Source organism: Mesobacillus maritimus (genome assembly GCF_019749255.1).
In the GTDB taxonomy this organism is placed as follows: Bacteria; Bacillota; Bacilli; order Bacillales; family Cytobacillaceae; genus Mesobacillus_B; species Mesobacillus_B maritimus_A.
On record NZ_JACWFH010000026.1, the window covers coordinates 73,875 to 98,140 of the forward strand.

The following is a 24,266-nucleotide window of genomic DNA, read 5'->3' on the forward strand; positions in this document are numbered from 1 at the left end:
AAAGGAGGTTGGTTATGGAAGCACTTTTATTGTGGACGGTCTTTCCATACATTTGTGGGACAATCCTCATTGTAGCAACTTTTTACCGGTTTATTTACCGCGGGAAAAGTTGGACAGCACCATCCACTGAGATTTTTGAGAAAAAGTGGTTGCGGATTGGCTCCATTGTTTTCCACTATGGAATTATCTTCGCGTTTGTTGGGCATCTGATGGGGGTATTAATTCCAATTGAGGTGTACAATTCATTGGGTGTTGACGATCACACGTATCATATATTTGCGATTGTTGGTGGTGGATTTGCTGGCCTTATGGTGGTGATGGGGTTAATTTTTCTCCTCATACGTAAATTTTCTTTTCCAAGGGTAAAAGCGCACACCTCATTCGGAGATTATTTTACAATTGTCCTATTATTGCTTGTAGCAGGCCTAGGGACCTATATGACGATTATCTACAACACTACAGTAGTTGCCTATGAGTACCGGTTAACAATTGGCCCCTGGTTTCGGAGCTTATTTACATTCAACCCAGTGTCAGGATTGATGCTAGGGGTTCCAACACTTTTTAAGGTCCATGTTGTGTTGTCATTCCTGTTATTTGCATCCATCCCCTTTACAAAGCTAGTTCACATGTTTAGTTTTCCTGTTCGGTACCCAACTAGGGCACCGCAACAATATCGTGCCCGTGATGGGTATCGGAAAAATGAGGGTAATAAACTTTAATGGCGACGATCCATAAGAGATACAAAGTGGATAGTGTGGGAAAGAGGGAATGAAAAAAAGGGTCGAAGATACTTTGGATAGTATTTTCGACCTTTTTGATTGATTTAGCGTTTTACAGGAATGGTTAGAGTATTTTTATAAGCAAAAATAGGTAAAAATTGATATAATAGTTTTATCTGTAATAGAAGAAAAGGTGAGAATGTGGCCAAAAGAAAATTTCAGTATTGGGCGTTGCAAATTTTAATTGTTTTAACCATCATTTATGTTTCTTCAAAAATCTCATTTTTATTTGAACCGGTTGGTGTATTTGTTTCAACTTTGTTTTTCCCCATCATTATATCAGGTTTTCTATTTTTCTTATTTAATCCCTTAGTCAATCTCCTTGTTAAATGGAAAGTTCCTAGAGTGATTGCGATTATTTTGCTTTATGTTGGGATAGTGAGCTTGTTAGTGTTAGCAATTGGTAATCTTGTGCCCATTATTTCAAGACAAATCATGGAATTAGTGAATGATATCCCCGGATATGCACGAGAAGCACAGAGGTTTTTTAATACTTTTGCTACTACGGAGCAATATCAATGGCTGATGAACCAGCGATACGTTACGCAAGAGGAGGTTATGCAACGTATTACTGAATACGCTAATACGCTCCCAGATCGGTTAACAAATGGTATCTCCAATCTTGTCGGCTGGATTGCCAATATTACCGTTACCATCGTGACCGTCCCATTTTTATTATTCTTCATGTTTAAGGATGGACATAAGTTAAAAGCGAACATTGCAAAATTCATTCCAGCTGCTTACCGTAAACAGGGAGTAGAAACGCTTGAAGATACTGCAAAGACTCTATCTGCATACATACAGGGGCAGTTTACGGTTGCTCTATTCGTAGGGACGCTCTCGTTTATTGGGTTTCTGATTGTTGATTTACCATATGCATTGGTCATGGCTCTAATTGTCTCCGTAACCAATATTATTCCATATGTAGGTCCGATAATCGGCGGGGCTCCTGCTGTAATTGTAGGACTTTTTGATTCACCGGCTAAGGCAGCCTTGGTTCTTGTTGTGATTATTATTGCTCAGCAATTAGAAGGAAATCTACTTTCACCGTTAATACTTGGAAAATCTCTGGATACACATCCGGCAACTATTATTATCATTTTGTTGGTGGCAGGCAACCTTGCTGGAATCCTTGGCATGGTTCTCGCAGTGCCAACTTATGCCGTAGCCAAGACGATTATTTTAAATACCGTTCGTTTTTTAAGGCTAAGGAAAGAAGCGACTATTAAAATTGAAACCTAAATAGAAAAGAGGCTAAGCAGCTAATCTGCTAGCCTCTTTTCTATTCTAAAGAATGGGTGATAAAAGCCTTGAAACGGATTCCTTTAATTGAATCCATTTTGAGCGATTTTGATATTGCTCCCAAGTAAGGAGAGTCGATGTTGAAACATCACGTTCAAAGGTATTGGTCAGGTCCTTGGCGATTTTTTTATCATAGATAAAGGCATTGATTTCAAAGTTTAAATTCAGACTTCTAATATCAATATTTGCGGTGCCGACAGATGAAATTTCTTCATCAACGACAACGGTCTTTGCATGAAGAAAGCCGTTATCATAAATATAGACTTTTGCACCTGCTTTTAAAAGTTCCCCAACATTTGACAATGTGGCCCAGTAGACAAAAATATGATCGGGCTTGTTTGGAATCATAATTTTCACATCTACACCAGAAAGACATGCAATTCTAATCGTATCTAACAGGCTCGCATCGGGAATGAAATAGGGTGTTTGGATAAGGACTGATTTTTTCGCGAGTGAAATCATTTTAATATAGCCATTTTTAATTTGTGACCACTCAGAGTCCGGACCACTTGTCACAATCTGTATACCGACATGACAATCAGTACTTGGTTTAGGAAACAGAACAGGATCATAATCAATATCATGGCTATAAGAAGCTTGATTCCAGTCCAAGATAAAACGCGTTTGAATTGCATGGACAGAGGTTCCCTGAATCCTCAAATGGGTGTCGCGCCAGTAGCCAAAGCGTGGATTTAGACCAAGGTATTCATCCCCAATATTAAATCCGCCGATATAGCTTGTTTGACCATCGACAATCACGATTTTACGGTGGTTTCGATAATTAAGTCTGAAGTTAACTAATCTAAATTTTGAAGGGAAGAAGATTTCTACTTCTCCGCCTGCTTTACGAAGTTCTTCAAAGAAATTCCTTGTTAATCCTCTAGAACCGAGCTCATCATATAAAACGCGGACCTTAACACCTTCCTTGGCTTTTTCAATTAGAGTATCTCGGATTCGCTTTCCTAAATTATCCTTCTTTATTATGTAGTATTGGATGTGGATATGATGTTTCGCTGATTGAATATCCTTTAGGAGCCGTTCAAATTTTGCTCGACCATCTGTGAAAATCTCAACGGAGTTATCCCGAGTGAGTGGAGCATCATTCCCTAATAAGTGTAGAAATATTAATTCTTGAGCATTATACTCTGATTCCTTATGGTAATGAAAAGTGCCAGAACGTATTTCTTCTAACTGGTGTTCAATGTCTTGCTCAATCCCAATCTTTTTCTTATCTTCCCAATTAAAAAGTCTAGCACGACTTAAGTTCTGTCCTAGAAATAAATAAAGGAAAAAACCCAGAACAGGTATAAAAGACAAGACGAGTAGCCATGCCCATGCAGAACTCGCATCACGTCGTTCGCCAAAGACAACGACAAAAGCAAATACAATGTTAAGGATAAGTACCAAACTAAGGAGAATGGTGGTTATATTCATAAGTTCCCTTCCTGACAAGTCTTTATATCCATTATAACTAGAATTTTACTTTTCATAAAGCAACTATCATGATTTCACATGATAGGAGAGCTATTAGTTTGTTCATATTAACAAGTTATCATAGGGGCATACCAAATGACTAGCGAGGAAGTGAGAAATAAAAGATCTAGGGGGAAAAACATAATTACAGGTCTCAAATTCAAACTGAGAATTTAGAGAACAAGGCAGAAGAGCAAATAAAAAAGGTTCTAGTTGTCAGTAAAGACATAAGTGAACCTTTGGTCAGTTTCTATTCCTTTTTTTTTGAGTTCCTATGAGACAATTGCTTTAATCGATTTTAATCTTAATCCACAATCGCAGAGAACACTGTGCTTTAATTGCTTGATTTCCTTCTGACATTTAGGGCATATTTTCTTTTCAGCAATCATTTAATCCACCCTTTCAACAATTGTCCTTGCAGTTTGCAACATTTATTTTATGACTCTTCATCCTGACATGAAGAACAAATACCATAGACTTCGAACTGATGATAGAGAATATGAAAATTTGTTAACTCTGACGCTACATGTTCTACTTCTTTAAGATTTGGATAATTAAAATCAACAATCTTTCCGCATTCTTGACAGATGACATGGTAATGCTTTGAATGATTTAACTCATATTTACTTAATCCATTTCCGTACGGTAATTCATTTAAAATTCCAAGTTTAACAAAGAGTTTAAGATTATTATAGATTGTAGTTAAACTCGTATATGGAATATATTGATGAATATCTTCGGCTGTTGGATGACCTTCTTGAGAAATAATCGCTTCTAAAATTAATAATCTTTGAGGCGTAATTCTCAGGCCGCGTTCCTTTAAGTGGGGGATCAATTCCATGGTTTTAGTTTCGTCCAACGTAACCATCCCTTTTAGTTAATTTATGGAAATACAATAACAACCATTGATCACATCATGATAAAGACCTGAATGAGAATAATATTCTTGGTTGAGAATGGAGTGATGAGTCTGGAAGCAATGTATGGCCTTTTAGTAATGTGGACTAGGTAACTATAATTATATAATATCATATTTAAAGTGAAAATCAATACTAAATTAAAATCATTATAAATAAAACGTATAAAGACAAGTTTACGGTGGAAATTTTTTCATCTATAATGTAGCTGTTACGTTAAGGAGGTTAGGGGAGTTGGAAAAACGACAAATACCACTTAAAGAAAGAAGCATCGTGTTTATAGGATTTATGGGTGTAGGAAAAACAACGATTGGAAAGTTGGTAGCGAAAAAGCTCTACCGTGATTTTGTTGATATAGATGAAGAGATAGAAAAGGAATTTAATATGCCTGTAACCAAAATTTTTGAGGAGATTGGGGAACAGGCATTTAGACAAAGGGAAAAAGAAATTGTTATAGAACAATGTAGGCAAAAGCTCCGTATTATTTCGGTGGGGGGAGGGGCATTTTTGCAAGAGGAAATCCGTAAAGAATGCTTATCCTCATGCATTGTCTTTTTTCTCGATTTATCATGGGAATCTTGGAAAGAACGAATTAGTATGATTATCGATAGTCGCCCTGTTCTTCAAGGAAAATCAATCGAAGAAATTGAAGAGCTTTTTTATAAAAGACAGGAAGTCTATTCAGCCCATCATTCAAAAGTTCAAACGGATCATCAAGAGATTGAAGAAGTTGCGGATTATATTGTTAATTCCCTGAAACTTGCTTGGGAGTTAAATGAGTAATATCCATGTTCAAATTCTAAGCTAGTTATCAAATCTTTTAGGTTTGGGGGGATCTCAATGAAAAAAACAGTAAGGGTAAAGAATGTAACAATTGGTGAAGGCACTCCAAAAATCTGTGTTCCAATGGTAGGAGAAACAGTTGAACAACTGGTTGAAGAGGCTAAATTCCTTCGGACGATCGATTTAGATGTAATTGAATGGCGGGTAGATTTTTTTAAAAATGTTGAAAATTTTTCTAAGGTTATAGAAGCCCTTAATGAAATCCAATCTATTATACCTGAAATTCCTTTGTTGTTTACCTTTCGAACTGCAAAGGAAGGGGGAGAAAGACAAATTACCCCTGAAGCTTATAAAGCACTATATATAGAAGTAATGGAAACTAGAATGGTAGATATAATTGATTTGGAGCTGTTTAGTTTAGAAAATGACTTGAAAGAGCTTATTGAAATGGCTCATTCTCATCATATTTTTGTTGTTTTATCGAACCACGATTTCTTAAAAACACCTTCAAAAAAAGAAATCCTTTCCCGTTTGCGAAAAGCACAGGAATTGGGAGGGGATTTACCTAAAATTGCTGTTATGCCGAAACATCCTAGGGATGTACTGACTTTACTCGAGGCAACGATGGAAATGAACGAAAACTACGCAGATCGTCCGATTATCACGATGTCTATGGCAGGGAAAGGAATGGTTACTCGGATTGCAGGGGAGGTTTTTGGCTCGGCATTAACTTTTGGGGCAGCAAAGAAAACATCTGCCCCTGGGCAGTTACCTGTTTCCCAGTTGCGGGAGTTCTTAGCGCTTATGCATAGAGGTTTATAAAAGGAAAAAAGTACCATTGACTTACAGTCAAGGTACTTTCTTTATTTGTAATGTCCCTTTTCCTCAAACCTTTTTGTGCAATAAAAGCTTTTCTCTACTTTCATAGTGAAAACTATTTAATGGCTTTTATATAAAGGCTGTGTAAAGGACTTTGTTGTTTTTCATTCATTGATTGGAGCGGAAGGCACGAAGACTCCTGTGGGAGTACATCCGGACTCGATTTCCGTTTTCGCGCCTTCCTCTGTCCGAACTCCACGCCCATTCGGACTCTATTTGTCTTTTCACGCCTTCCTCTGTCCGAACTCCACACCCATTCGGACTCTATTTGTCTTTTCACGCCTTCCTCTGTCCGAACTCCACTCTCATTCGGACTCTGTTTGGCTTTTCGCGCCTTCCTCTGTCCGAACTCCACGCCCATTCGGACTCTATTTGTCTTTTCACGCCTTCCTCTGTCCGAACTCCACTCTCATTCGGACTCTGTTTGTCTTTTCGCACCTTCATCTGTCCGAACCCTACTTCATTCGGACTCGATTTCTTTTTTTCTTACCTGGACAGTCCGAGCACAACCCAGTACGGGGCATGTGAAACCCAGCAGGCGCTTAAGCGCCCGGCAAGCCCGGTGAAAGCGATGTGTCTGGAGCGAAAATCAACACCCACCATTAACACAGCTTATATAAAAGAACCATCCGATGAGAAAGAGCTTGCGAATTTATTTTTAACCAACAAAAAAGCGTTCCAACGTGAAATTGGCTTTGGGATTTTAGCGACAAACTTTACAAAGCCAGCTTTTGCAATCAACTAGTTCATTACAATGGTGGCCTTTTGTTTCTGAAAATCTATCTCTGGATAATATTTATCTTTCACAAGGATATTCGGACCGAGACACTTTATTTCTGAGCAATGACAGCTTAGCGATTTTGCTAGGGTTGTATTTGCCCACTCTTGGTAGACATCCTCGAGACAATCTGTTTTGATGTTTCCAAGAGGAGGGGTATCGCCAAAGTCTGTCACGATGACATCTCCGCTGAAAATATTGACATTCAACCTTGAGCGTCCGTCAGGATCATTTCGAATGGTAACATTTCTCTCGGAATAAAGTCTTTTTAGTAACGCTAAATCTTCAGTGTTATTGCTACAACCATAAAAGGGAAGAGTGCCGAAAAGCATCCAGATATCTTGGTCGCGGAAGTCAAGTAACTGTTTAATTCCATAACGCAGTTCTTCGAGTGATAAAGACTCGAGTGATGATGCAAAATCTGAAGGGTACATTGGATGGATCTCATGGCGTTGGCATTTCATCTCTTCAGTAATTTGGCGATGGATTTTTTCGAGATAAGGCAATGTCCGTTTGTTTAGCATCGTTTCCGCGGAAACGAGAACATTGCTCTCGGATATGGTTCTACTGTTCTCAATGATTCTTCTAAATAAAGCTTCTCGTTGTTTGATAGACGGCTTTCGCTCCATTCTTGCAAAACCGCCTTCAATAAATTCTGTTTCAGTTCCCCAATTATGTGAAATATGAAGAACGTCAAGGAAGGGGAGAACCTTTTCATAACGACTTATATCAAGTGTCAAGTTAGAGTTGATTTGTGTGTACACACCTCTTTGATGGGCATATTTCAACAGAGGAAGAACATAGTTTTCGACTGATTTTCCAGACAACATTGGTTCTCCACCTGTTATGCTGAGAGAACGTAAATGAGGAATCTGTTCCAACCTATTAATTAAAAGTTGAATGGGTAGACCATCAGGGTCTTTTGGACTTAATGTATACCCTACTGCACAATGTTCACAACGCATATTACATAAGGTTGTGGTAGTTAGTTCAATATTGGATAAAACGGGCTTTTGGAATTGAGTAATATCCAAATAGGCCTCCCAGGGATCATGGGCAGGACTAATTGGCTTCTTTGTAGATAATGACAAATGAACACTCCCTTAGAATTTCTTTCTTTCTGTAAGTGGTATCTCAATCTTTTCATTAATGATTCAGACACAATGAAAAAGATCAGGCTATAGGTTATTAAACCACTTTTTTAATGCATATGCATTAAATCTACAAAACTTGTATGGTTAGAGAGCAGTAAAAGACAAGGTACACTTTTTACTTTTCTATCTATGCTTCTATCCTTAGATGAACATGGAGATTAAATCACCACTTACAATACACGAGAAATTTAATTTAAGTTGTAATTAAGGTCCTATGGAATTCTTTTATTCCATAGTTTTTTTGTGGAATGAATGCGTTCCTTTTTGAATGAGAAAGTTAGTGTCAGTGAAAACTATGTTCGTAATTAATTGTGGAGGGGTCGTTGTGAATCAAACGAATTATTGGAATCCAAATGATGCTCCTTTTTGGGAAAGTAAGGGGAAGCGTATTGCTAACCGAAATCTATGGATTTCCATTTGTAATTTACTTACGGCTTTTAGTGTATGGCAGATTTGGTCGATATTATCACTTCAGTTAATTGACGCTGGATTTAATTACAGTACTGACCAGGTCTATATGCTGACAGCCATTCCGGCTTTAACTGGTGCAATGGTACGTTTCTTTTATTCAATAGGTGTTACTTACCTTGGCGGGAAGACTTGGACGTTTTTATCCTCTATTATCCTGTTAGTTCCCGTACTCGGAGTAGGTTGGGCTTTAACGAACACGAATACACCCTATTCGATCATGGTGATCCTAGCTGCACTTTGTGGATTAGGAGGAGGGAACTTCGCCTCATCTATGGCTTCTATTGGTACTTTTTTTCCGAGAGAAAGACAAGGTGCCGCACTAGGGATAAATGGAGGGCTAGGGAACCTTGGAGTTAGTTTGGCGCAATTTATCATTCCAATTGTCATCACTATCCCTATCTTTGGAGTACTAGGTGGCGCCCCACAGACTATTGATACTGGAAATGGTACTATGTCAGTCTGGCTTCAAAATGGCGCATTCATTTGGGCCATTCCCATTGTGGTATTCTCCCTTTTAGCCTTATTTGGGATGGACAATCTGCCTCTCGAAAAGCCAAAGTTGTCCAGTCAATTAAAGGTATTTCAAAGGAAACATATGTATTTAATGACAATTTTATATATCATGTCGTTTGGCTCTTTTATCGGTTATTCTGCGGCCTTTCCTCTCTTATTAAAAGGGGAATTTCCGCATATTAGTACAATCCAACTCGTTTTCTTAGGACCATTATTGGGAGCTATCGGGAGACCAGTAGGGGGATATTTGGCGGACAAGTTTGGTGGTGCAAAAGTTTCGCTACTAGATGTTTGTATCATGGTCATTGGCATTTTGGGGATTATTTTCTTTGTCCAAGAGGGAACCAAAAGCTTTTTAGGTTTCTTTTTATCTTTTTTACTACTGTTTGCATCCGGAGGAATAGCAAATGGTTCAATCTTCACGATGTTTCCTATTATTTTTGGGCCAATGGAATCGCCTGCCGCGATTGGGTTAGCATCAGCTATAGGAGCGTTTGGTGGATTTTTTATACCAAGTATATTCGGGTGGTCCATTGAAGCAACAGGAAATGTTAGCCTGGCCTTATCCATTTTTGTTGTCTATTATGTTCTCTGTGCTGTAGTCATATGGTATTACTATTCACGAAAGAATGCAGAGATACAGGTGGACCTTAAAAAATAACCAAATCTAGTTTAATCTAATTCCTTTCGGAGTTAGATTTTTTTTTTTTTTTGTTAGATTACCTTACACAGCTAAAAATAATGATTGTGTTCCGGAATGCTTTTGCATATAATTCAAAATAGAAAGAAAATTTAATATTTTAAAGGGAGGGAATCAAGTTGGAAAATGCAGTTAATTGGCTTAATAGTATTTTATGGAGCACACCGGTCATTTATATTTGTCTAGGTGTAGGGTTATTATTTTCTATTTTAACAAGATTTTTGCAAGTCAGGCATATTAAAGACATGGTTATGCTTATGTTTAAAGGGAAAGCTTCATCTGCTGGGGTTTCCTCATTTCAAGCTTTATCCCTAGCTCTGTCAGGCCGTGTTGGAACTGGTAACATTGCAGGAACTGCCACGGCAATTGCTATGGGTGGACCTGGAGCGGTATTCTGGATGTGGGCTATTGCTTTTATTGGTGCCGGCAGTGCTTTTGTTGAATCAACTTTAGGGCAAATTTATAAGGTAAAACAAGATGGGGTTTACCGTGGTGGTCCTGCCTATTATATTGAAAAAGGAATAGGAATTAAATGGTTTGCAGTGATATTTGCATTAGCTGCTTTGCTAGCTATGAGTATCCTGATGCCTGGGATTCAGTCAAATTCAATCGCCTCGGGGATGGAAAATGCATTTGGTATTAGTACGACAGTTACTGGTATTATTTTAGTGGTATTATTAGGATTAATTATTTTTGGTGGTGTAAAAAGAATTGCGCTAGTTGCACAATATGCTGTCCCTTTTATGGCCATAGGCTATATGCTTGTCGCATTAATTATTATCGGGATGAACATCACTGAGGTTCCTTCTGTATTTGGTTTGATTTTTACTAGTGCGTTTGGAGCCGATTCCATGTTTGGAGGAATTGTCGGAAGTGCAATTGCCTGGGGGGTAAAGCGAGGGATCTATTCCAACGAGGCTGGACAAGGAACTGGACCACATGCAGCAGCAGCAGCAGAGGTCTCACATCCAGCAAAACAAGGGTTAGTCCAAGCGTTTTCCGTTTATGTTGACACATTGTTAGTATGTTCGGCAACAGCATTTATGATTTTGTTTACAGGTTCATACAATGTTGTTGGTACAGACGGAGAGACACCTATTGTAGAAAATCTAGCTGGTGTTGAAGCGGGTCCTGGTTATACACAGGCAGCAGTAGAATCAGCTATACCTGGTTTTGGGGCTGGGTTTGTTGCCGTCTCATTATTTTTCTTTGCATTTACAACCATCATGGCTTATTACTATATGGCAGAAACCAATGTTGCTTATTTATCTAGAGGGAGAAATAGTAAGGTAGCGATGTTCCTTCTGAAAATTGTAATTTTAGTTGCAACCTTCTATGGAGCTGTTAGAACAGCCAATCTTGCATGGGCATTAGGAGATGTAGGACTTGGTTTGATGGTTTGGTTGAACTTAATCGCGATTTTAATCTTGGCAAAACCAGCATTAATTGCATTACGAGATTATGAAGCGCAGAAAAAGCAAGGTCTCGACCCAGTGTTTAACTCTGTTAAGTTAGGAATTAAAAATGCAGAATATTGGGAAGAAGATTATAAAGAAGGAAAAGACAAAGAGGTATCGTAAAAGGAGTGGAAGCTGTGGGTATACCAGCTTCCTTTTTTTATATGTTTTCACCAAAGTAGACACTAGCTTTGATTTTAGAAATTGTGAAACTTTTTATCCTATTATTCGTTTTATATAGTAGTGGATACTTAAATGAAAGAGGATTAAAAGGTGAAATTAAAGTTAACTGGCAAGCATGTGATTACAATTTGCTTTGTCTTTATCATCATTGTTTTATATAATCAGGTTTTAAACAAATCGGAGTTAAGCGAGAATGTCACTACGGTTGAAGGCTTGCATCCCGAACTTATTTACTATACAGACCTCTTAGTTCAAATGGCCGCAGAAGAGGGAATTAAAGTGGTGATAACCGATGATTTTAGGAGTTTTCATGAGCAAGACAAACTCTATGCAAAGGGAAGATCAGGAGAAGGGAACATCGTCACCCATGCTAAAGCAGGGGAGTCGTTCCATAATTTTGGATTGGCGGTGGACTTTGCTTTAAGTACCCCTGAGAATAAGGTGATTTGGGACTTAGATTATGACGGAAATGGTAATAGTCGTTCAGATTGGATGGAAGTGGTCGATATTGCAAAAGGTTTAGGTTTTGAGTGGGGTGGAGACTGGAAGCATTTTAAGGATTATCCGCACCTACAAATGGATTTTGGGCTCAGCCTTAATGATTTGCAAAGGGGAAAAAGACCACCTGAACATTCATTGACCGCAGGTAAGGACATGACAGATTAAAAAGAGAGGCAAACCAATTCGGTTGCCTCTTTTCTTTATTATAGGCTACCCTAGCCCTACTCCTAGTTGAAAAAATTCACCTAACCGATTCTTGCACCATGAATGATTTGTTTTGGGAAGCAAATACCTGATAAGGCTTCTGAAGTTTGGAAAATTGTTTTAACATCAATATTGCTCTACCGAGGACAAATGAGTATCTAGCTTCAATCACTTGTTTCATGATTGAAGCAAAAAGGCCAGTAATTTTGATGCCAAATACATTCCCGACAGCTGCTGTATTCTTAATAGAAGCAACTGTACCTTTATGATGGTATTCAAAAGCTTTCCCCATGTATTGCAGCAACAAGGTTTGGTCCGCAAAGTTCAGCTCCGCCATAGACTCCGTCAAAAATAACAATTTTCTTTTTCATGTGTATTCCTTCTTTCAGGCTAATTTTATATCCATAAGCAAGAAAAATTAAAGGTCAGTATCTCTATGCGAATAACTTCACAACATCTCGTGTCAATAGATTTCGATAATTATGATGAAAAGACAATGTCATAACGTGATTTAATGTTACGAAATAATGCCGCAAAATGACTTTTACAACGCTTCAAAGGGTGTAACCTATAAAATTACGAATGAAAACAAGCATAGTTTGGGTAACCTGTTATAGGAGCAAAATTTGGAAAGATGGAGGGCCTTTAAAAAATATTTAATTTAAGAAGGGTGAAAGATTAAATATGGATTCAGGCAAATTGCTAATTATTGGAGGCAAGGAAGAAAAGTGCAAAACTGGAGATATTCTCAACGCCTTCGTTGAACTTTCAAAGGAAAGGGAAGGAGCAATTGGAATATTACCAACGGCTTCATCCATTCCAGATGAAGTTAGTGCGGCATATGTTGATGTATTTAAAAAGCTTGGTGTAGGTGAAGTTGAGGTTATCTCTGTAGATTCAAGAGAAAAAGCAGATGACCCAGTCATTCTTAACACTGTATCAGGTCTTGCAGCCCTTTTTATTACTGGTGGGGATCAGAAAAGATTATCTGATTGTATCCGAAATACAAAGCTACATGCTCAACTTACAGACATGTGGAAGTCTGGATTGTTAATTGGTGGAACGAGTGCAGGGGCTTCCATAATGGGCGAGGATATGATTATATACTCTGAAATGAAAAATAATGACGAAGAAAGACTTCTAATAGAGATGGGTAAAGGTTTCGGCTTTGAGAAAAACCTTCTTATAGATCAACATTTCTCACAACGTGCTCGCTTTGGCAGGTTGATTGGTGCAATAGCAGAAAATAACGAATTAGTGGGAATTGGAATCGATGAGAATACAGCGATTCTTGTTAAAGGCGACCAATTTGAAGTAATTGGAGAGCACCAAGTTTTCGTTATAGATGGAAAGAACGGAAGCCTTGTAGATTTTATAAGGTCTGAAAATGGTGGCGAAGAGTTAACAATTACTGACTTTAAGCTCCATGCCCTTACAAAGGGGTATTGTTTTAACCTAACCTCCAGGAAAATCATGAAAAGGAAAGAGGCATAGTAATGAAGATCAACCGAGTAAGATATTTGAAGGGTCCTAATTACTTTAGTTATAAACCAATGATGTGGATAGAGCTTGATATAGAAGCATACGAGTTTCAACCATCCAACAAAATCCCAGGTTTTTCTAAAGAATTAATACAGTTACTACCAGGACTTAAAAAGCACACATGCTCTTTGGGATATGAAGGGGGATTCATTGAGCGTCTTGAAGAAGGCACTTGGATGGGGCATATCCTTGAGCATATTGCGATTGAACTTCAAATAATGGCTGGAATTGAAGTGAAACATGGAAAAACGATAACGAGTGAACAAAAGGGTATATACTTTGTTGCTTATGAGTATAAAGAGCCAGAGTCAGGGTTATACGCATTTCAAGCTGCCTTGGAAATTGGCGAGAGGCTTGCTGAAGGAAAGACAAACATTCGCGTAAATGAATATATAAAGAAAATATCCACTCTATTTTATGAGAATAAACTTGGTCCAAGTACGGAAGCCATTTATCATGCAGCAATCAAAGAGAAAATCCCGGTTGAAAGGATGAACTGTAATAGTTTGCTCCGTATAGGTACTGGATCGAGGCAAAAGTCCGTTCAGGCCACGATTACGAGTCAGACCTCCTGTATAGCGGTAGAAACGGCCTGTGATAAACAAGCAACTAAAGATCTCTTAGAAAGTTGTGGTCTCCCAGTTCCTACCGGTGAAGTAGTAAGGTCATTAGAAGATATCTTCAAGGTGGCTGAAAATCTCCAGTTTCCCCTTGTGATTAAGCCTTTGAACGGGAGACAGGGGCAAGGTGTCATCACAAATATAAGAGATAAGGATGAGCTTTTTAATGTGGTAAATTGCATGGACCAGCATGTGAAAGAGTTCATATTGGAGAAATACTATGAGGGCCATGACTATCGGCTACTTGTTATCAACGGAAAATTGGTTGCTGCAAGCCTAAGGCTTCCTCCTTTTGTGATTGGAAATGGCCATGATTCTATCCGCAGATTGATAGAGATAGAGAATAAAAACCCTCTTCGTGGAGAGGGGCATGAAAAACCAATGACGAAAATCCCCTTTAATTTTACTGTAACATGCTTTCTGGAGAAATTTGGTCTTCACTTGAATTCTGTTCCAGCAAAGGGGCAAATCGTTCAGGTAGTGGGGAATGCGAACCTATCCACTGGTGGACAGGCCATTGATGTTACAGATGAAGTGCATCCGACGGTTAAGGAAATTGCCGAAACGGCGGCAAAGGTAATTGGCTTAGATATAGCTGGGATTGATTTTATTAGCAAGGATATCGGCAAGCCCTTTGATTCAAAAACCTCAGCGATTATTGAGGTAAACGCTGCACCTGGAATTAGAATGCATCTCTTTCCTAGTAAAGGAAAAAGTCGGGATGTCGGGAAGGCAATCGTCGACTACCTTTTTAATAATCGAAAGGAGGCTACGATTCCGGTTATTTCAGTTACAGGAACAAATGGCAAAACAACAACTACAAGAATGATTAAATATTTTCTTGAGACTGAAAATCGAACAGTTGGTATGACCAACTCAGACGGTGTTTATATCGGGGACGATTGCATTGATGAAGGTGATTGTAGTGGTCCTATAAGCGCAAGAAAGATATTAAACAATCCAAGGGTGGATACAGCAGTGCTTGAAACCGCTAGAGGTGGGATTCTCCGCGAAGGCTTGGCATTCACCCATTGTGATGTTGGCGTTGTTACAAATGTGGCGGAAGATCATCTGGGCCTAGATGGGATTGAAACCTTTGACCAGTTGGTGAAATTAAAGAGGCTGATTCCTGAAGTGGTACTAGAGGGTGGACATTGTGTATTAAATGCTGATGATGCAGAGGTTGCTAAGATGGCTTCGTATACAAAAGGAGAAGTCATCTTTACCTCACTTGATGAAAACAATCCCTATATCCAAGAGATAATAAAAAATGGAGGAACCACCTGGTTTCTCGATTCAACTGGTTGGGTGAGCTACTGTCAAAACAAAGCGACTAAACAATTTTTACCAGTAAAAGATATCCCGATAACCTTTGGTGGCTCGGCAAAGCATAATGTCTCCAATCTTTTGCAGGCTCTAGCTGCTGCTCATTCTCAGGGGGTAGATATTGAGACTTTAAAAGAAAGGGCAATTAGGTTTACACCTGATTTCCACTTTTCAAAAGGTAGATTTAATAAGTTAGACGTTGAAGGAAGGCAGATTATCATTGATTACGCACATAATTGTGCTGGGCTTAAGGCTGTTTTTGAGGCAGTTGAAATGCTAAAGACTGGACGTGTCATCACTGTTCTCTCCGCTCCAGGTGACCGTCTTGATTCGGATATTGCTCTATTAGGAGAAATTACCGCAGCGAAAACAGATATTATGGTAATTAAAGAGGACGCAGAGTTGAGAGGAAGAAAGCCATTAGAGGTTCCAGCTTTATTAAAAAAGGTGGCAAAAAAGCGGCTCCCAGAGGGGAATATTCACGTTGTTCCTATAGAAGTTGAAGCGTTTACGAGGGCATGGGAATTATCAAAGTCAGGGGATCTGCTGTTGCTTTTATATGAAAACTTCTCTCAGGTGAGACATTTTATTGAGAATTGCATCCAAAAATCCAGAGTTGAATAATCTAAATATGGAAAACTCAATCCTGTGTGGGTTGAGTTTTTCTTCTTAATATCCTTTGTGGCACATACCAATAAGATAATGAGTTATTCAGCCCTTTATAAAAAATGAGGGCTGTATTATTCCTAATTTTATTTGTACAGAAGCTTACAAAGGAGGACATGATGATTACAATACAAATTCCTGGTAGTATCTCGGTACAGAGTTTACAAGGGTACCAGAAGGATATCTATATGGAAATGGAAAAGAGCGATGAGCAATTTGAGTATTTTACAACCGAAGAACTTCGCTTTGAACTAAGGCTTAGAGAAAACATCATTAAAGCGGCCATCGACCTAAATGATAGTGGTGCTGTTTTTACCTCGTTTCAGTATTCAAATTTTAACCCAGCATACTGGTCGAAGGGGAGGAATGGCTATTTACTTAGACCGGATGTCTTACCAACAGAAGCAATTCAGGATATTTTTATAAATGGGAAATTGTACGGCTTCGAGTGTTCCACAGCCATGGTTATTGTTTTTTATAAAGCTGTCCTTGATTCAATACGTCATTCTGCGTTTAATTACTTGTTTAATAATCTACTTGTCTGGAATTGGAATTATGACCCTGACTTACAGATCATCACAAGGAGAGGCGAAGCATATGTCCCTGGTGATGTGATCTATTTTTCAAATCCGGATTATAAAGAACCAATATGGATAGGGGCAAATGCAGTAGTGCTTGGAGGAAATCAGTACTATGCTCACGGCATTGGAATTAAGACAGCGGCAGAGATGATTGCTGCCCTAAACTCGCTAAGGAAAGAGGGGGCAACAAGGTCAGCGTATGTACTCAAACAGCACAGTAGATTGAATGTTAGGTATTTATTTCAATTCTCCAATCTACCTAGGGATTAAAGGCTGAAATTGCATTTCAGCCTTTTTGTTACGAGTTCTTTTTCATGGGGATAAGAATGGGCGGAAATTTTTCAGCCAAATCATTGCACAAAATACCTAGCTTGAATAGGATATATTGATAATTTAAAAGGAGGTAGGTATGAATGTCAGAAGGACATGGTGGATACGGAGCAGGTTTCGCCTTGATCGTTGTCTTGTTTATTCTATTGATTATTATTGGAGCATCTTGGGGGTACGGAGGATATTAATCAATCCATTAAGGCTAGAAAATAAAGGAGGTTAGAGTATGCCATACGGATATGGTTACGGTGGGTGCGGTTACGGTGGATATGGTACAGGATACGGTAGCGGATTTGTGCTAATCGTTGTCTTGTTCATTTTACTAATCGTCGTTGGTTGTGCCTGCTACAAATAATTACTTTGACCTATAAAGTGCAAAAGAAGTGTTCGGGTATCCGGACACTTCTTTTTAGATGTTCCATCACGATAGCATCTCCTACGCTTTCGTAATATTTGCCCATGTTTAGGGGAAGAATTGAAAAATGAAAAGTTTTCCTATGGAAAGGTAGAAATTGTATTACTTTATTTAAAGGGTATAGGCTGCTTATAGAAATGAAAACTGGGAATGGAGGGAATAGAATGAGTGAACCATGGTGGAAAAAATCGGTTGTTTACCAAATTTATCCGAAAAGCTTCTATGATACAACCGGGAATGGTGTAGGGGATCTCCAAGGTATTATTTCAAAACTTGATTATTTAAAGGAACTAGGGATTGATGTAGTATGGTTAACACCAATTTATGAATCACCGCAAAGAGATAATGGATACGATATCAGCAATTACTTCAAAATCTATCAGGAATATGGAACGATGGAGGATTTTGATAGACTCCTTAAGGAAGCTCATGAGCGTGATATTAAAATTATAATGGATATTGTTGTCAATCATTCTTCAACAGAGCATCAATGGTTTCAAGATGCAAAAAGATCAAAAGACAGTCGATATCGTGAATATTACATATGGAAGGATCCAAAATCTGCTGGAAGTGCTCCGACAAACTGGGAATCTAAGTTTGGAGGGTCTGCTTGGGAATACAATGAGGAAACTGGTCAATATTATTTACATTTATTTGATGTAACACAAGCAGACTTAAATTGGGAAAACGAACAATTGCGCAAGGAAGTTTACGACATGATGCATTTTTGGTTTAAAAAAGGAGTAGATGGGTTCCGTTTAGATGTGATTAATTTAATCTCGAAAGATCAAGAGTACCCAGATGATGATGGCAGTGTCCCTCCTGGTGACGGTCGGAAATTCTATACGGATGGGCCAAGAGTGCATGAATTTCTTCAGGAAATGAATAAAGAAGTTTTTTCAAAGTATGACCCAATGACAGTGGGAGAAATGAGCTCAACAACGATTGAAAACTGCATTAAATACTCAAATCCTGAACGGAAAGAATTAAGCATGACTTTTAACTTTCACCATTTAAAGGTGGATTATCCTAATGGTGAAAAATGGACGGTGGCTGATTTTGATTTCCTTGCGTTAAAACGAATTCTGTCATTATGGCAAGTAGAAATGAATAAGGGCGGAGGGTGGAATGCCTTATTTTGGTGCAATCATGATCAACCAAGAATAGTCTCACGATATGGGAATGATAAGGAATATCACCGTGAATCAGCCAAAGCACTGGCAACGACAATTCATATGATGCAAGGGACTCCTTATATTTATCAAGGTGAAGAAATCGGGATGACGAATCCCTATTTCGATAAAATTGAGGACTACAGAGATGTAGAATCGTTAAATATTTTTAAGATGAAAAAAGCGGAGGGAATGTCTGAGGAAGAGATCTTGAAGATATTGCAAAGTAAGTCTCGTGATAACTCCCGTACACCTGTTCAATGGACCCAAGACAAGCATGGAGGGTTTACAAAGGGAACTCCGTGGATCAATGTAGCCGCAAATTATCCAGAAATTAATGTGGACAAGGCACTTGAGGATCATAACTCAGTCTTTTATCATTATAAGAAACTCATTGAGCTTCGAAAAAAATATGAGGTTATCACCTATGGCGATTATGAGCTTATACATGAAGAGGATCCGGAGATATTTGCCTACTTGCGCAATGGCGAAAAAGAGAAGCTCCTTGTCATCTCTAACTTTTACGATAAGAATACAGAATTTGTGTTACCTGAACATATAGATGTCAGTGGATTAAATGCAGAAGTCCTTATATCGAACTACCCTGAAACTAGTATTGATTTTAGAAGAGTATCATTAAAACCTTATGAATCAATTGTATATCTATTATCTTAGATTAAGGGAATATGCTGATTTATATGTAGATTGGATTTGAAGTGGAAGGGGCAGACCATTAATGTTATAGCTTTAGAATGTAATCAGCATAATGGTTTCTTCTTTTAAAAAGCAACAAAATTTGAGAAAGTGCCTAAGTAAAAAGATAGTGGAGCCTCCACTGTCTTTTTTGCGTAGAGAAGAGTGATATACTAAAAAACAGAAATTCGCAATGGAGGGAATAGTTGAGTGGACGAAAAATTATATTATCAGGATCAGTATCTAGCAAATTTCTCAACAGAGGTGATTGAACAAGGGAAAGATGAAGCGGGGAAGTGGTATGCCATTTTAAAGGAGACCGCTTTTTATCCAACGGGTGGTGGTCAGCCTTGTGATACCGGCTATATCGATGGGGTTAAAGTTTATGATGTAGAAGAAAGAGACGGAGAAATATTCCATTATCTAGAGACACCCTTGCCTACTGAATTAACAATGGTTGATTGTCAACTAGACTGGGACCGGCGATATGATCATATGCAGCAACATTCAGGCCAACATATTCTTTCGGCTGCGTTCGAAGATTTATTAGGATACCGTACAGTGTCTTTCCATCTTGGAAAAGAAACATTGACGATTGACCTAGATATTGCTGAGCTATCAGAGAAAGAGGCAAAGGTTGCAGAAGAGAAGGCAAATCAAATCGTTGCTGAAGGTCGAAAGATTGAAACAATATGGGTTAATCCAGATGAATTGAAAAAATATCGTCTAAGAAAACAGGTATCGGTTACACAGAATATTCGTCTTGTGGTTATTCCAGAATTTGACTATAACGGCTGTGGTGGCACACATCCAAGAACAACAGCGGAAACAGGTCCAATTAAAATCCTTGGTTGGGAAAAACAGCGAAAGAAAATTCGTGTAGAATTTATTTGTGGTGGGCGAGTTCTAGCACACCTACACGAAAAGCATATAATATTACAACAATTATCAGGATTGCTTAATGCCCCTCAAGGGGAGTTGGTTCATGTAGCAGAACGTTTGTTAGCTGGGAATAAGAACCTGGAAAAGGCTATCGAAGAAGCGAACGATAGGTTGTTATATTATGAGGGGAAGGAATTAATCGAAGTTCACCCAGAACAAATGGTTACAGTGGTCTTTCAAAATCGAAGTGTACAAGAACTTCAAAAATTAGCTCGCTCAGTAGTTGCAATTGCTGAAGAAAAAGTTGTCGTTCTGCTCGCTGAGAATGGTGAGAGACTTCAGGTTGTTTGTGCTCGTGGAGAGAAGGTCGAGACCAATATGAAGCAACTTATTGGAGACATTCTATCCCATATTCATGGAAAAGGTGGCGGGAGCGAAAGCTTTGCCCAAGGTGGAGGAGCGGCAGTATTATCTGGGGAAAACCTGATCACAACTTTGAAGGAAAAAAAAGTTCTCCAATCGTAAACTGGGAGAGAAAACCAGATTGCAAACTTTTCCCGTAAACTATATGATTAAAGTTATGGAGATTTTTTAGCTTTTAAATGAGTACGATTTAGAATAAATGAACATGTTTGCTGTTAGAAAGGATTTTTAAACATGAAGAATTTAAAGGAACAAGTTTTATCGCGGAGAACATTTGCAATCATTTCCCACCCAGACGCCGGAAAAACGACGTTGACAGAACAACTATTGCTATTTGGAGGAGCCATCCGCGATGCAGGAACCGTTAAAGGAAAGAAAACGGGGAAATATGCAACGAGTGATTGGATGGAGATAGAGAAACAGCGTGGTATCTCCGTAACCTCCAGTGTTATGCAATTTGATTATGATGGTTTTCGTGTCAACATCCTCGATACTCCTGGTCACCAGGACTTTAGTGAAGACACCTATCGCACATTAACCGCCGTAGATAGCGCCGTTATGATTATTGACTCTGCAAAGGGGATTGAGGAGCAGACTCTAAAATTATTTAAGGTCTGTCGCATGAGAGGTATCCCGATTTTTACTTTCATTAATAAGTTGGATCGCGAAGGGAAAGCACCTTTAGAATTGCTTGCCGAGTTAGAAGAAGTCTTGGGAATTGAAACATATCCAATGAACTGGCCAATCGGAATGGGAAAACAATTTCTTGGGATTTACGATCGCCATCACAAGAGAATAGAACAATTTCGCGTCGATAAAGAGGAGAAGTTTATTCCATTAAATACAGAAGGGGAAATTTCTGGAGACCATCGTTTAAAGGAATCTCCGCTGTACGATCAGACGCTTGAGGAAATTATGCTCCTCGATGAGGCAGGAAATGAATTTTCAACTGAACGAGTTCGTGATGGTGAATTGATTCCTGTTTTCTTTGGGAGTGCGTTAACCAATTTTGGTGTTCAGACCTTCCTGGAGTCGTATTTAGAATTTGCTCCTATGCCGCAACCACGAAACAGTACAAATGGAGAAATTGACCCGACGTCTGAGGAGTTTTCTGGATTTATCTTTAAGATTCAAGCAAACATGAATCCTGCGCATCGTGATCGAATTGCTTTCCTCCGAATTTGCTCTGGGAAGTTTGATAGAGGAATGAACGTGACCTTACCTCGTACTGGAAAGTCAATTAAAATTGCTTCTTCAACGCAATTCATGGCTGATGACCGGAGTACAGTTGATGAAGCTGTTGCTGGAGATATTATCGGTTTATATGATCCAGGTACGTATCAAATTGGAGATACACTGATTTCTGGAAAAGATTTATTCCAATATGAGCGCTTGCCACAGTTTACACCGGAACTTTTTGTAAGAGTGACGGCTAAAAATGTGATGAAGCAAAAACATTTCCATAAAGGCATACAGCAGTTAGTACAAGAAGGTGCTATTCAGTTGTTTAAAACGGTCAAAACGGAGGAGTACTTACTCGGTGCGGTAGGTCAACTCCAGTTCGAGGTGTTTGAACATAGAATGCGCAATGAATACAATGTTGAAGTTTATATGGAGAGAATAGGCTCTAAAATTGCTCGTTGGATTGAAAATGAGGATATTAACGAGAATCTTTCGAGTTCTCGTAGTCTGCTCGTCCACGATCGCTATGAGAAAAAGGCATTCTTATTTGAAAATGATTTTGCCTTGCGTTGGTTCCAGGATAAGAATCCTGAAATAAAGCTATACAATCCAATGGATATTAACCAATAATATTTTTTGCAAAAGAAGAGCTGTCATATAAATGACAGCTCTTCTTTTGGTTTTTGGAACTTCAAGGTTTCATGGGGATATGTCTTTAGATTGACAAGATAGAAAATATAGGAACCCAACAACTATTGACATTCTAATAATATATAAATATAGTATTAACTGTACCGCTTTTATGCATAAAAGCGTTTAAGTGAAAAAGAATGGAACTAGGGGGATACAACATGCAACAGCAAAAGTTAGTTAATATTCATCCGATTGAGGCATGTGTTGTGACAATCCTAATGTTAGTAGGAATTGGTACTAGCATCATTAAGTTAGAATTGGTACCTCATATTCCTGTTAGTATCGCCATTCTGTTCTTGTTAGTTTACGGTGTACTAAAAAGAGTGAAACTGAAGGACCTTGAATCCGCCTTAGTTGATGGAGCCAGGTCTGGTGCTGGGGCGGTTTTAATTTTCTTTTTTATAGGAATGTTAATAAGCAGTTGGATGGCAAGTGGGACAATCCCTACGTTTATTTTTTTAGCTTTTGAAACCATTTCCGGAAAATGGTTTTATGCTCTTGTGTTTGTCATCACAGCGGCCATTGGTTTAGGTATTGGTAGTTCCCTCACAACTGCAGCAACAATTGGGACAGCCTTTATAAGTATCTCAGGCGCGTTTGAGATGTCTTCGGCTATCACTGCGGGTGCAATTGTATCAGGTGCCTTTTTCGGAGATAAAATGTCTCCATTATCTGATACGACAACGCTTGCGTCGTCTACGGCTAAAGTAGATTTATTTGAACACATCAAAAATATGGCTTGGACGACCATTCCAGCATTTTTAATAGCTTTATCTTTCTTTTCTATTCTATCACCGGCTGACTCCGGAATGCATTATCGGGAGGTCAACCAGATTAAACAAGAACTGGTTGAAATGAACCTAGTTCACTGGTATTCGTTAATTCCCTTTGGAATTCTTGTTGTTTTGGCCTTGAAAAAGATACCAGCAATTTTTACCCTTGGTAGTAGTGCTTTTTCGGCATTAATAATTAGTTTAGTGACTACTGATAAGGAGAAGTGGTCAGAGCTCCCCACTATTTTGTACTCAGGTTTTCAACCAGATACAAAGATAGCAGTTGTTGATTCACTGTTATCTAGGGGTGGTATTGAAAGTATGTTGTTTTCCATTTCTCTTGTTTTACTTGCATTATCAATGGGGGGGCTGCTATTTAGGCTTGGAATCTTGCCTGCAGTTATCTCCTTATTAATCAAAGGGGTAGAAAAGACATCTGTATTGGTTTTTTCGACAGCTGCGTCAGCAATTGGGATTAACTTTTTAATTGGTGAACAATACTTATCGATTATTTTAACAGGGAATACTTTCGAATCATATTTTCAAAAGGCAGGACTCCACCCTAAAAATCTTTCGAGAATACTAGAGGATGCAGGCACAGTCATCAATCCACTTGTTCCGTGGAGTGTGTGCGGCGTATTTTTAGCAGGAGTGCTAAACGTCCCGACCGCTGAGTATGCATTCTTTTCGTTTTTCTGTCTAGCCTCTCCAGTCCTTACAATCTTGGCTGGGTTCTTAAATATTTCAATCACCAAGGTTGAAAAAAACCCAGCTTAATAAGTTGAATGGATTTTGATCGAAGAAAGTATTGACATGTTACCTAAAAAAAACTCGCTGCCATTATGAACTGTACCCTTTGTCAAGGACATTAAAA

The 24,266-nt window shown here is 38.7% G+C and carries 21 protein-coding genes; 17 read left to right on the forward strand and 4 right to left on the reverse strand.

The features are described from left to right. Positions 1–14: 14 nt before the first annotated feature. On the forward strand, positions 15–719 hold the full coding sequence (gene narI, locus H0185_RS18330) for a respiratory nitrate reductase subunit gamma (RefSeq protein WP_221874938.1): 705 nt from the start codon (positions 15–17) through the stop codon (positions 717–719). A 201-nt stretch (positions 720–920) separates the two neighbouring features. Next, the gene (locus tag H0185_RS18335) at positions 921–2,021 is read left to right on the forward strand and encodes an AI-2E family transporter (protein WP_221874939.1); all 1,101 of its coding nucleotides are present in this window, start codon (positions 921–923) and stop codon (positions 2,019–2,021) included. 45 nt (positions 2,022–2,066) lie between these two features. On the opposite strand, the gene cls is transcribed toward H0185_RS18335, so the two are convergent. Continuing rightward, complete coding sequence (gene cls / locus H0185_RS18340) at positions 2,067–3,515, reverse strand: cardiolipin synthase (RefSeq protein ID WP_221874940.1); 1,449 nt, start codon at positions 3,513–3,515, stop codon at positions 2,067–2,069. Positions 3,516–3,990: 475 nt separating this feature from the next. Continuing rightward, positions 3,991–4,395: a Fur family transcriptional regulator gene (locus H0185_RS18345; RefSeq protein ID WP_246629280.1), complete on the reverse strand. Its 405-nt coding sequence runs from the start codon at positions 4,393–4,395 to the stop codon at positions 3,991–3,993. A 364-nt stretch (positions 4,396–4,759) separates the two neighbouring features. On the opposite strand from H0185_RS18345, the gene H0185_RS18350 reads away from it, so the two are divergent. From H0185_RS18350 to H0185_RS18360, 3 genes are all read left to right on the forward strand, one after another. Beyond that, positions 4,760–5,254, forward strand: coding sequence for a shikimate kinase (locus tag H0185_RS18350; protein WP_221874958.1), 495 nt, complete (start codon positions 4,760–4,762; stop codon positions 5,252–5,254). 57 nt (positions 5,255–5,311) lie between these two features. Then, complete coding sequence (gene aroD / locus H0185_RS18355) at positions 5,312–6,076, forward strand: type I 3-dehydroquinate dehydratase (protein WP_221874942.1); 765 nt, start codon at positions 5,312–5,314, stop codon at positions 6,074–6,076. 481 nt (positions 6,077–6,557) lie between these two features. Further along, on the forward strand, positions 6,558–6,878 hold the full coding sequence (locus H0185_RS18360; protein ID WP_221874943.1) for a hypothetical protein: 321 nt from the start codon (positions 6,558–6,560) through the stop codon (positions 6,876–6,878). Here the strand turns inward: H0185_RS18360 and yfkAB are convergent. Further along, positions 6,875–8,002: a radical SAM/CxCxxxxC motif protein YfkAB gene (gene yfkAB, locus H0185_RS18365; protein WP_221874944.1), complete on the reverse strand. Its 1,128-nt coding sequence runs from the start codon at positions 8,000–8,002 to the stop codon at positions 6,875–6,877. The genes H0185_RS18360 and yfkAB overlap by 4 nt on opposite strands. 388 nt (positions 8,003–8,390) lie before the next feature. Between yfkAB and H0185_RS18370 the strand changes: the two genes are divergently transcribed. The 3 genes from H0185_RS18370 to H0185_RS18380 all read left to right on the forward strand — a co-directional run bounded on the left by H0185_RS18370 (position 8,391) and on the right by H0185_RS18380 (position 12,055). Then, positions 8,391–9,710 (forward strand): MFS transporter, encoded by a 1,320-nt coding sequence (locus tag H0185_RS18370; protein WP_343223173.1) that lies wholly within the window; start codon positions 8,391–8,393, stop codon positions 9,708–9,710. 158 nt (positions 9,711–9,868) lie between these two features. Further along, positions 9,869–11,329, forward strand: coding sequence for an alanine/glycine:cation symporter family protein (locus tag H0185_RS18375; protein WP_221874945.1), 1,461 nt, complete (start codon positions 9,869–9,871; stop codon positions 11,327–11,329). A gap of 150 nt (positions 11,330–11,479) precedes the next feature. Then, complete coding sequence (locus H0185_RS18380; protein ID WP_221874946.1) at positions 11,480–12,055, forward strand: M15 family metallopeptidase; 576 nt, start codon at positions 11,480–11,482, stop codon at positions 12,053–12,055. 76 nt (positions 12,056–12,131) lie between these two features. On the opposite strand, the gene H0185_RS18385 is transcribed toward H0185_RS18380, so the two are convergent. Further along, the gene (locus tag H0185_RS18385) at positions 12,132–12,386 is read right to left on the reverse strand and encodes a hypothetical protein (RefSeq protein ID WP_221874947.1); all 255 of its coding nucleotides are present in this window, start codon (positions 12,384–12,386) and stop codon (positions 12,132–12,134) included. Between the two features lie 392 nt (positions 12,387–12,778). Here H0185_RS18385 and H0185_RS18390 point away from each other — a divergent pair, with 392 nt between their 5' ends. The 9 genes from H0185_RS18390 to nhaC all read left to right on the forward strand — a co-directional run bounded on the left by H0185_RS18390 (position 12,779) and on the right by nhaC (position 24,169). Further along, the gene (locus tag H0185_RS18390; protein ID WP_221874948.1) at positions 12,779–13,588 is read left to right on the forward strand and encodes a cyanophycinase; all 810 of its coding nucleotides are present in this window, start codon (positions 12,779–12,781) and stop codon (positions 13,586–13,588) included. 2 nt (positions 13,589–13,590) lie between these two features. Further along, positions 13,591–16,206, forward strand: a complete 2,616-nt coding sequence (cphA, locus tag H0185_RS18395; RefSeq protein ID WP_221874949.1) for a cyanophycin synthetase — start codon at positions 13,591–13,593, stop codon at positions 16,204–16,206. Positions 16,207–16,364: 158 nt separating this feature from the next. After that, positions 16,365–17,099 carry a protein-glutamine gamma-glutamyltransferase gene (locus H0185_RS18400; RefSeq protein ID WP_246629275.1) on the forward strand — a complete coding sequence of 245 codons (735 nt, stop codon included), beginning with the start codon at positions 16,365–16,367 and terminating at the stop codon, positions 17,097–17,099. Between the two features lie 143 nt (positions 17,100–17,242). After that, positions 17,243–17,347, forward strand: coding sequence for a YjcZ family sporulation protein (locus H0185_RS18405; protein ID WP_221874950.1), 105 nt, complete (start codon positions 17,243–17,245; stop codon positions 17,345–17,347). 38 nt (positions 17,348–17,385) lie between these two features. Continuing rightward, positions 17,386–17,514 carry a YjcZ family sporulation protein gene (locus H0185_RS18410; protein ID WP_221874951.1) on the forward strand — a complete coding sequence of 43 codons (129 nt, stop codon included), beginning with the start codon at positions 17,386–17,388 and terminating at the stop codon, positions 17,512–17,514. 224 nt (positions 17,515–17,738) lie between these two features. Beyond that, the gene (gene treC, locus H0185_RS18415; protein WP_221874952.1) at positions 17,739–19,421 is read left to right on the forward strand and encodes an alpha,alpha-phosphotrehalase; all 1,683 of its coding nucleotides are present in this window, start codon (positions 17,739–17,741) and stop codon (positions 19,419–19,421) included. Between the two features lie 228 nt (positions 19,422–19,649). Next, the gene (locus tag H0185_RS18420; RefSeq protein WP_221874953.1) at positions 19,650–20,846 is read left to right on the forward strand and encodes an alanyl-tRNA editing protein; all 1,197 of its coding nucleotides are present in this window, start codon (positions 19,650–19,652) and stop codon (positions 20,844–20,846) included. Positions 20,847–20,978: 132 nt separating this feature from the next. Next, positions 20,979–22,556, forward strand: a complete 1,578-nt coding sequence (locus tag H0185_RS18425; RefSeq protein ID WP_221874954.1) for a peptide chain release factor 3 — start codon at positions 20,979–20,981, stop codon at positions 22,554–22,556. Positions 22,557–22,777: 221 nt separating this feature from the next. Then, positions 22,778–24,169, forward strand: a complete 1,392-nt coding sequence (gene nhaC, locus H0185_RS18430) for a Na+/H+ antiporter NhaC (RefSeq protein ID WP_221874955.1) — start codon at positions 22,778–22,780, stop codon at positions 24,167–24,169. The last annotated feature ends 97 nt before the right edge of the window (positions 24,170–24,266 follow it).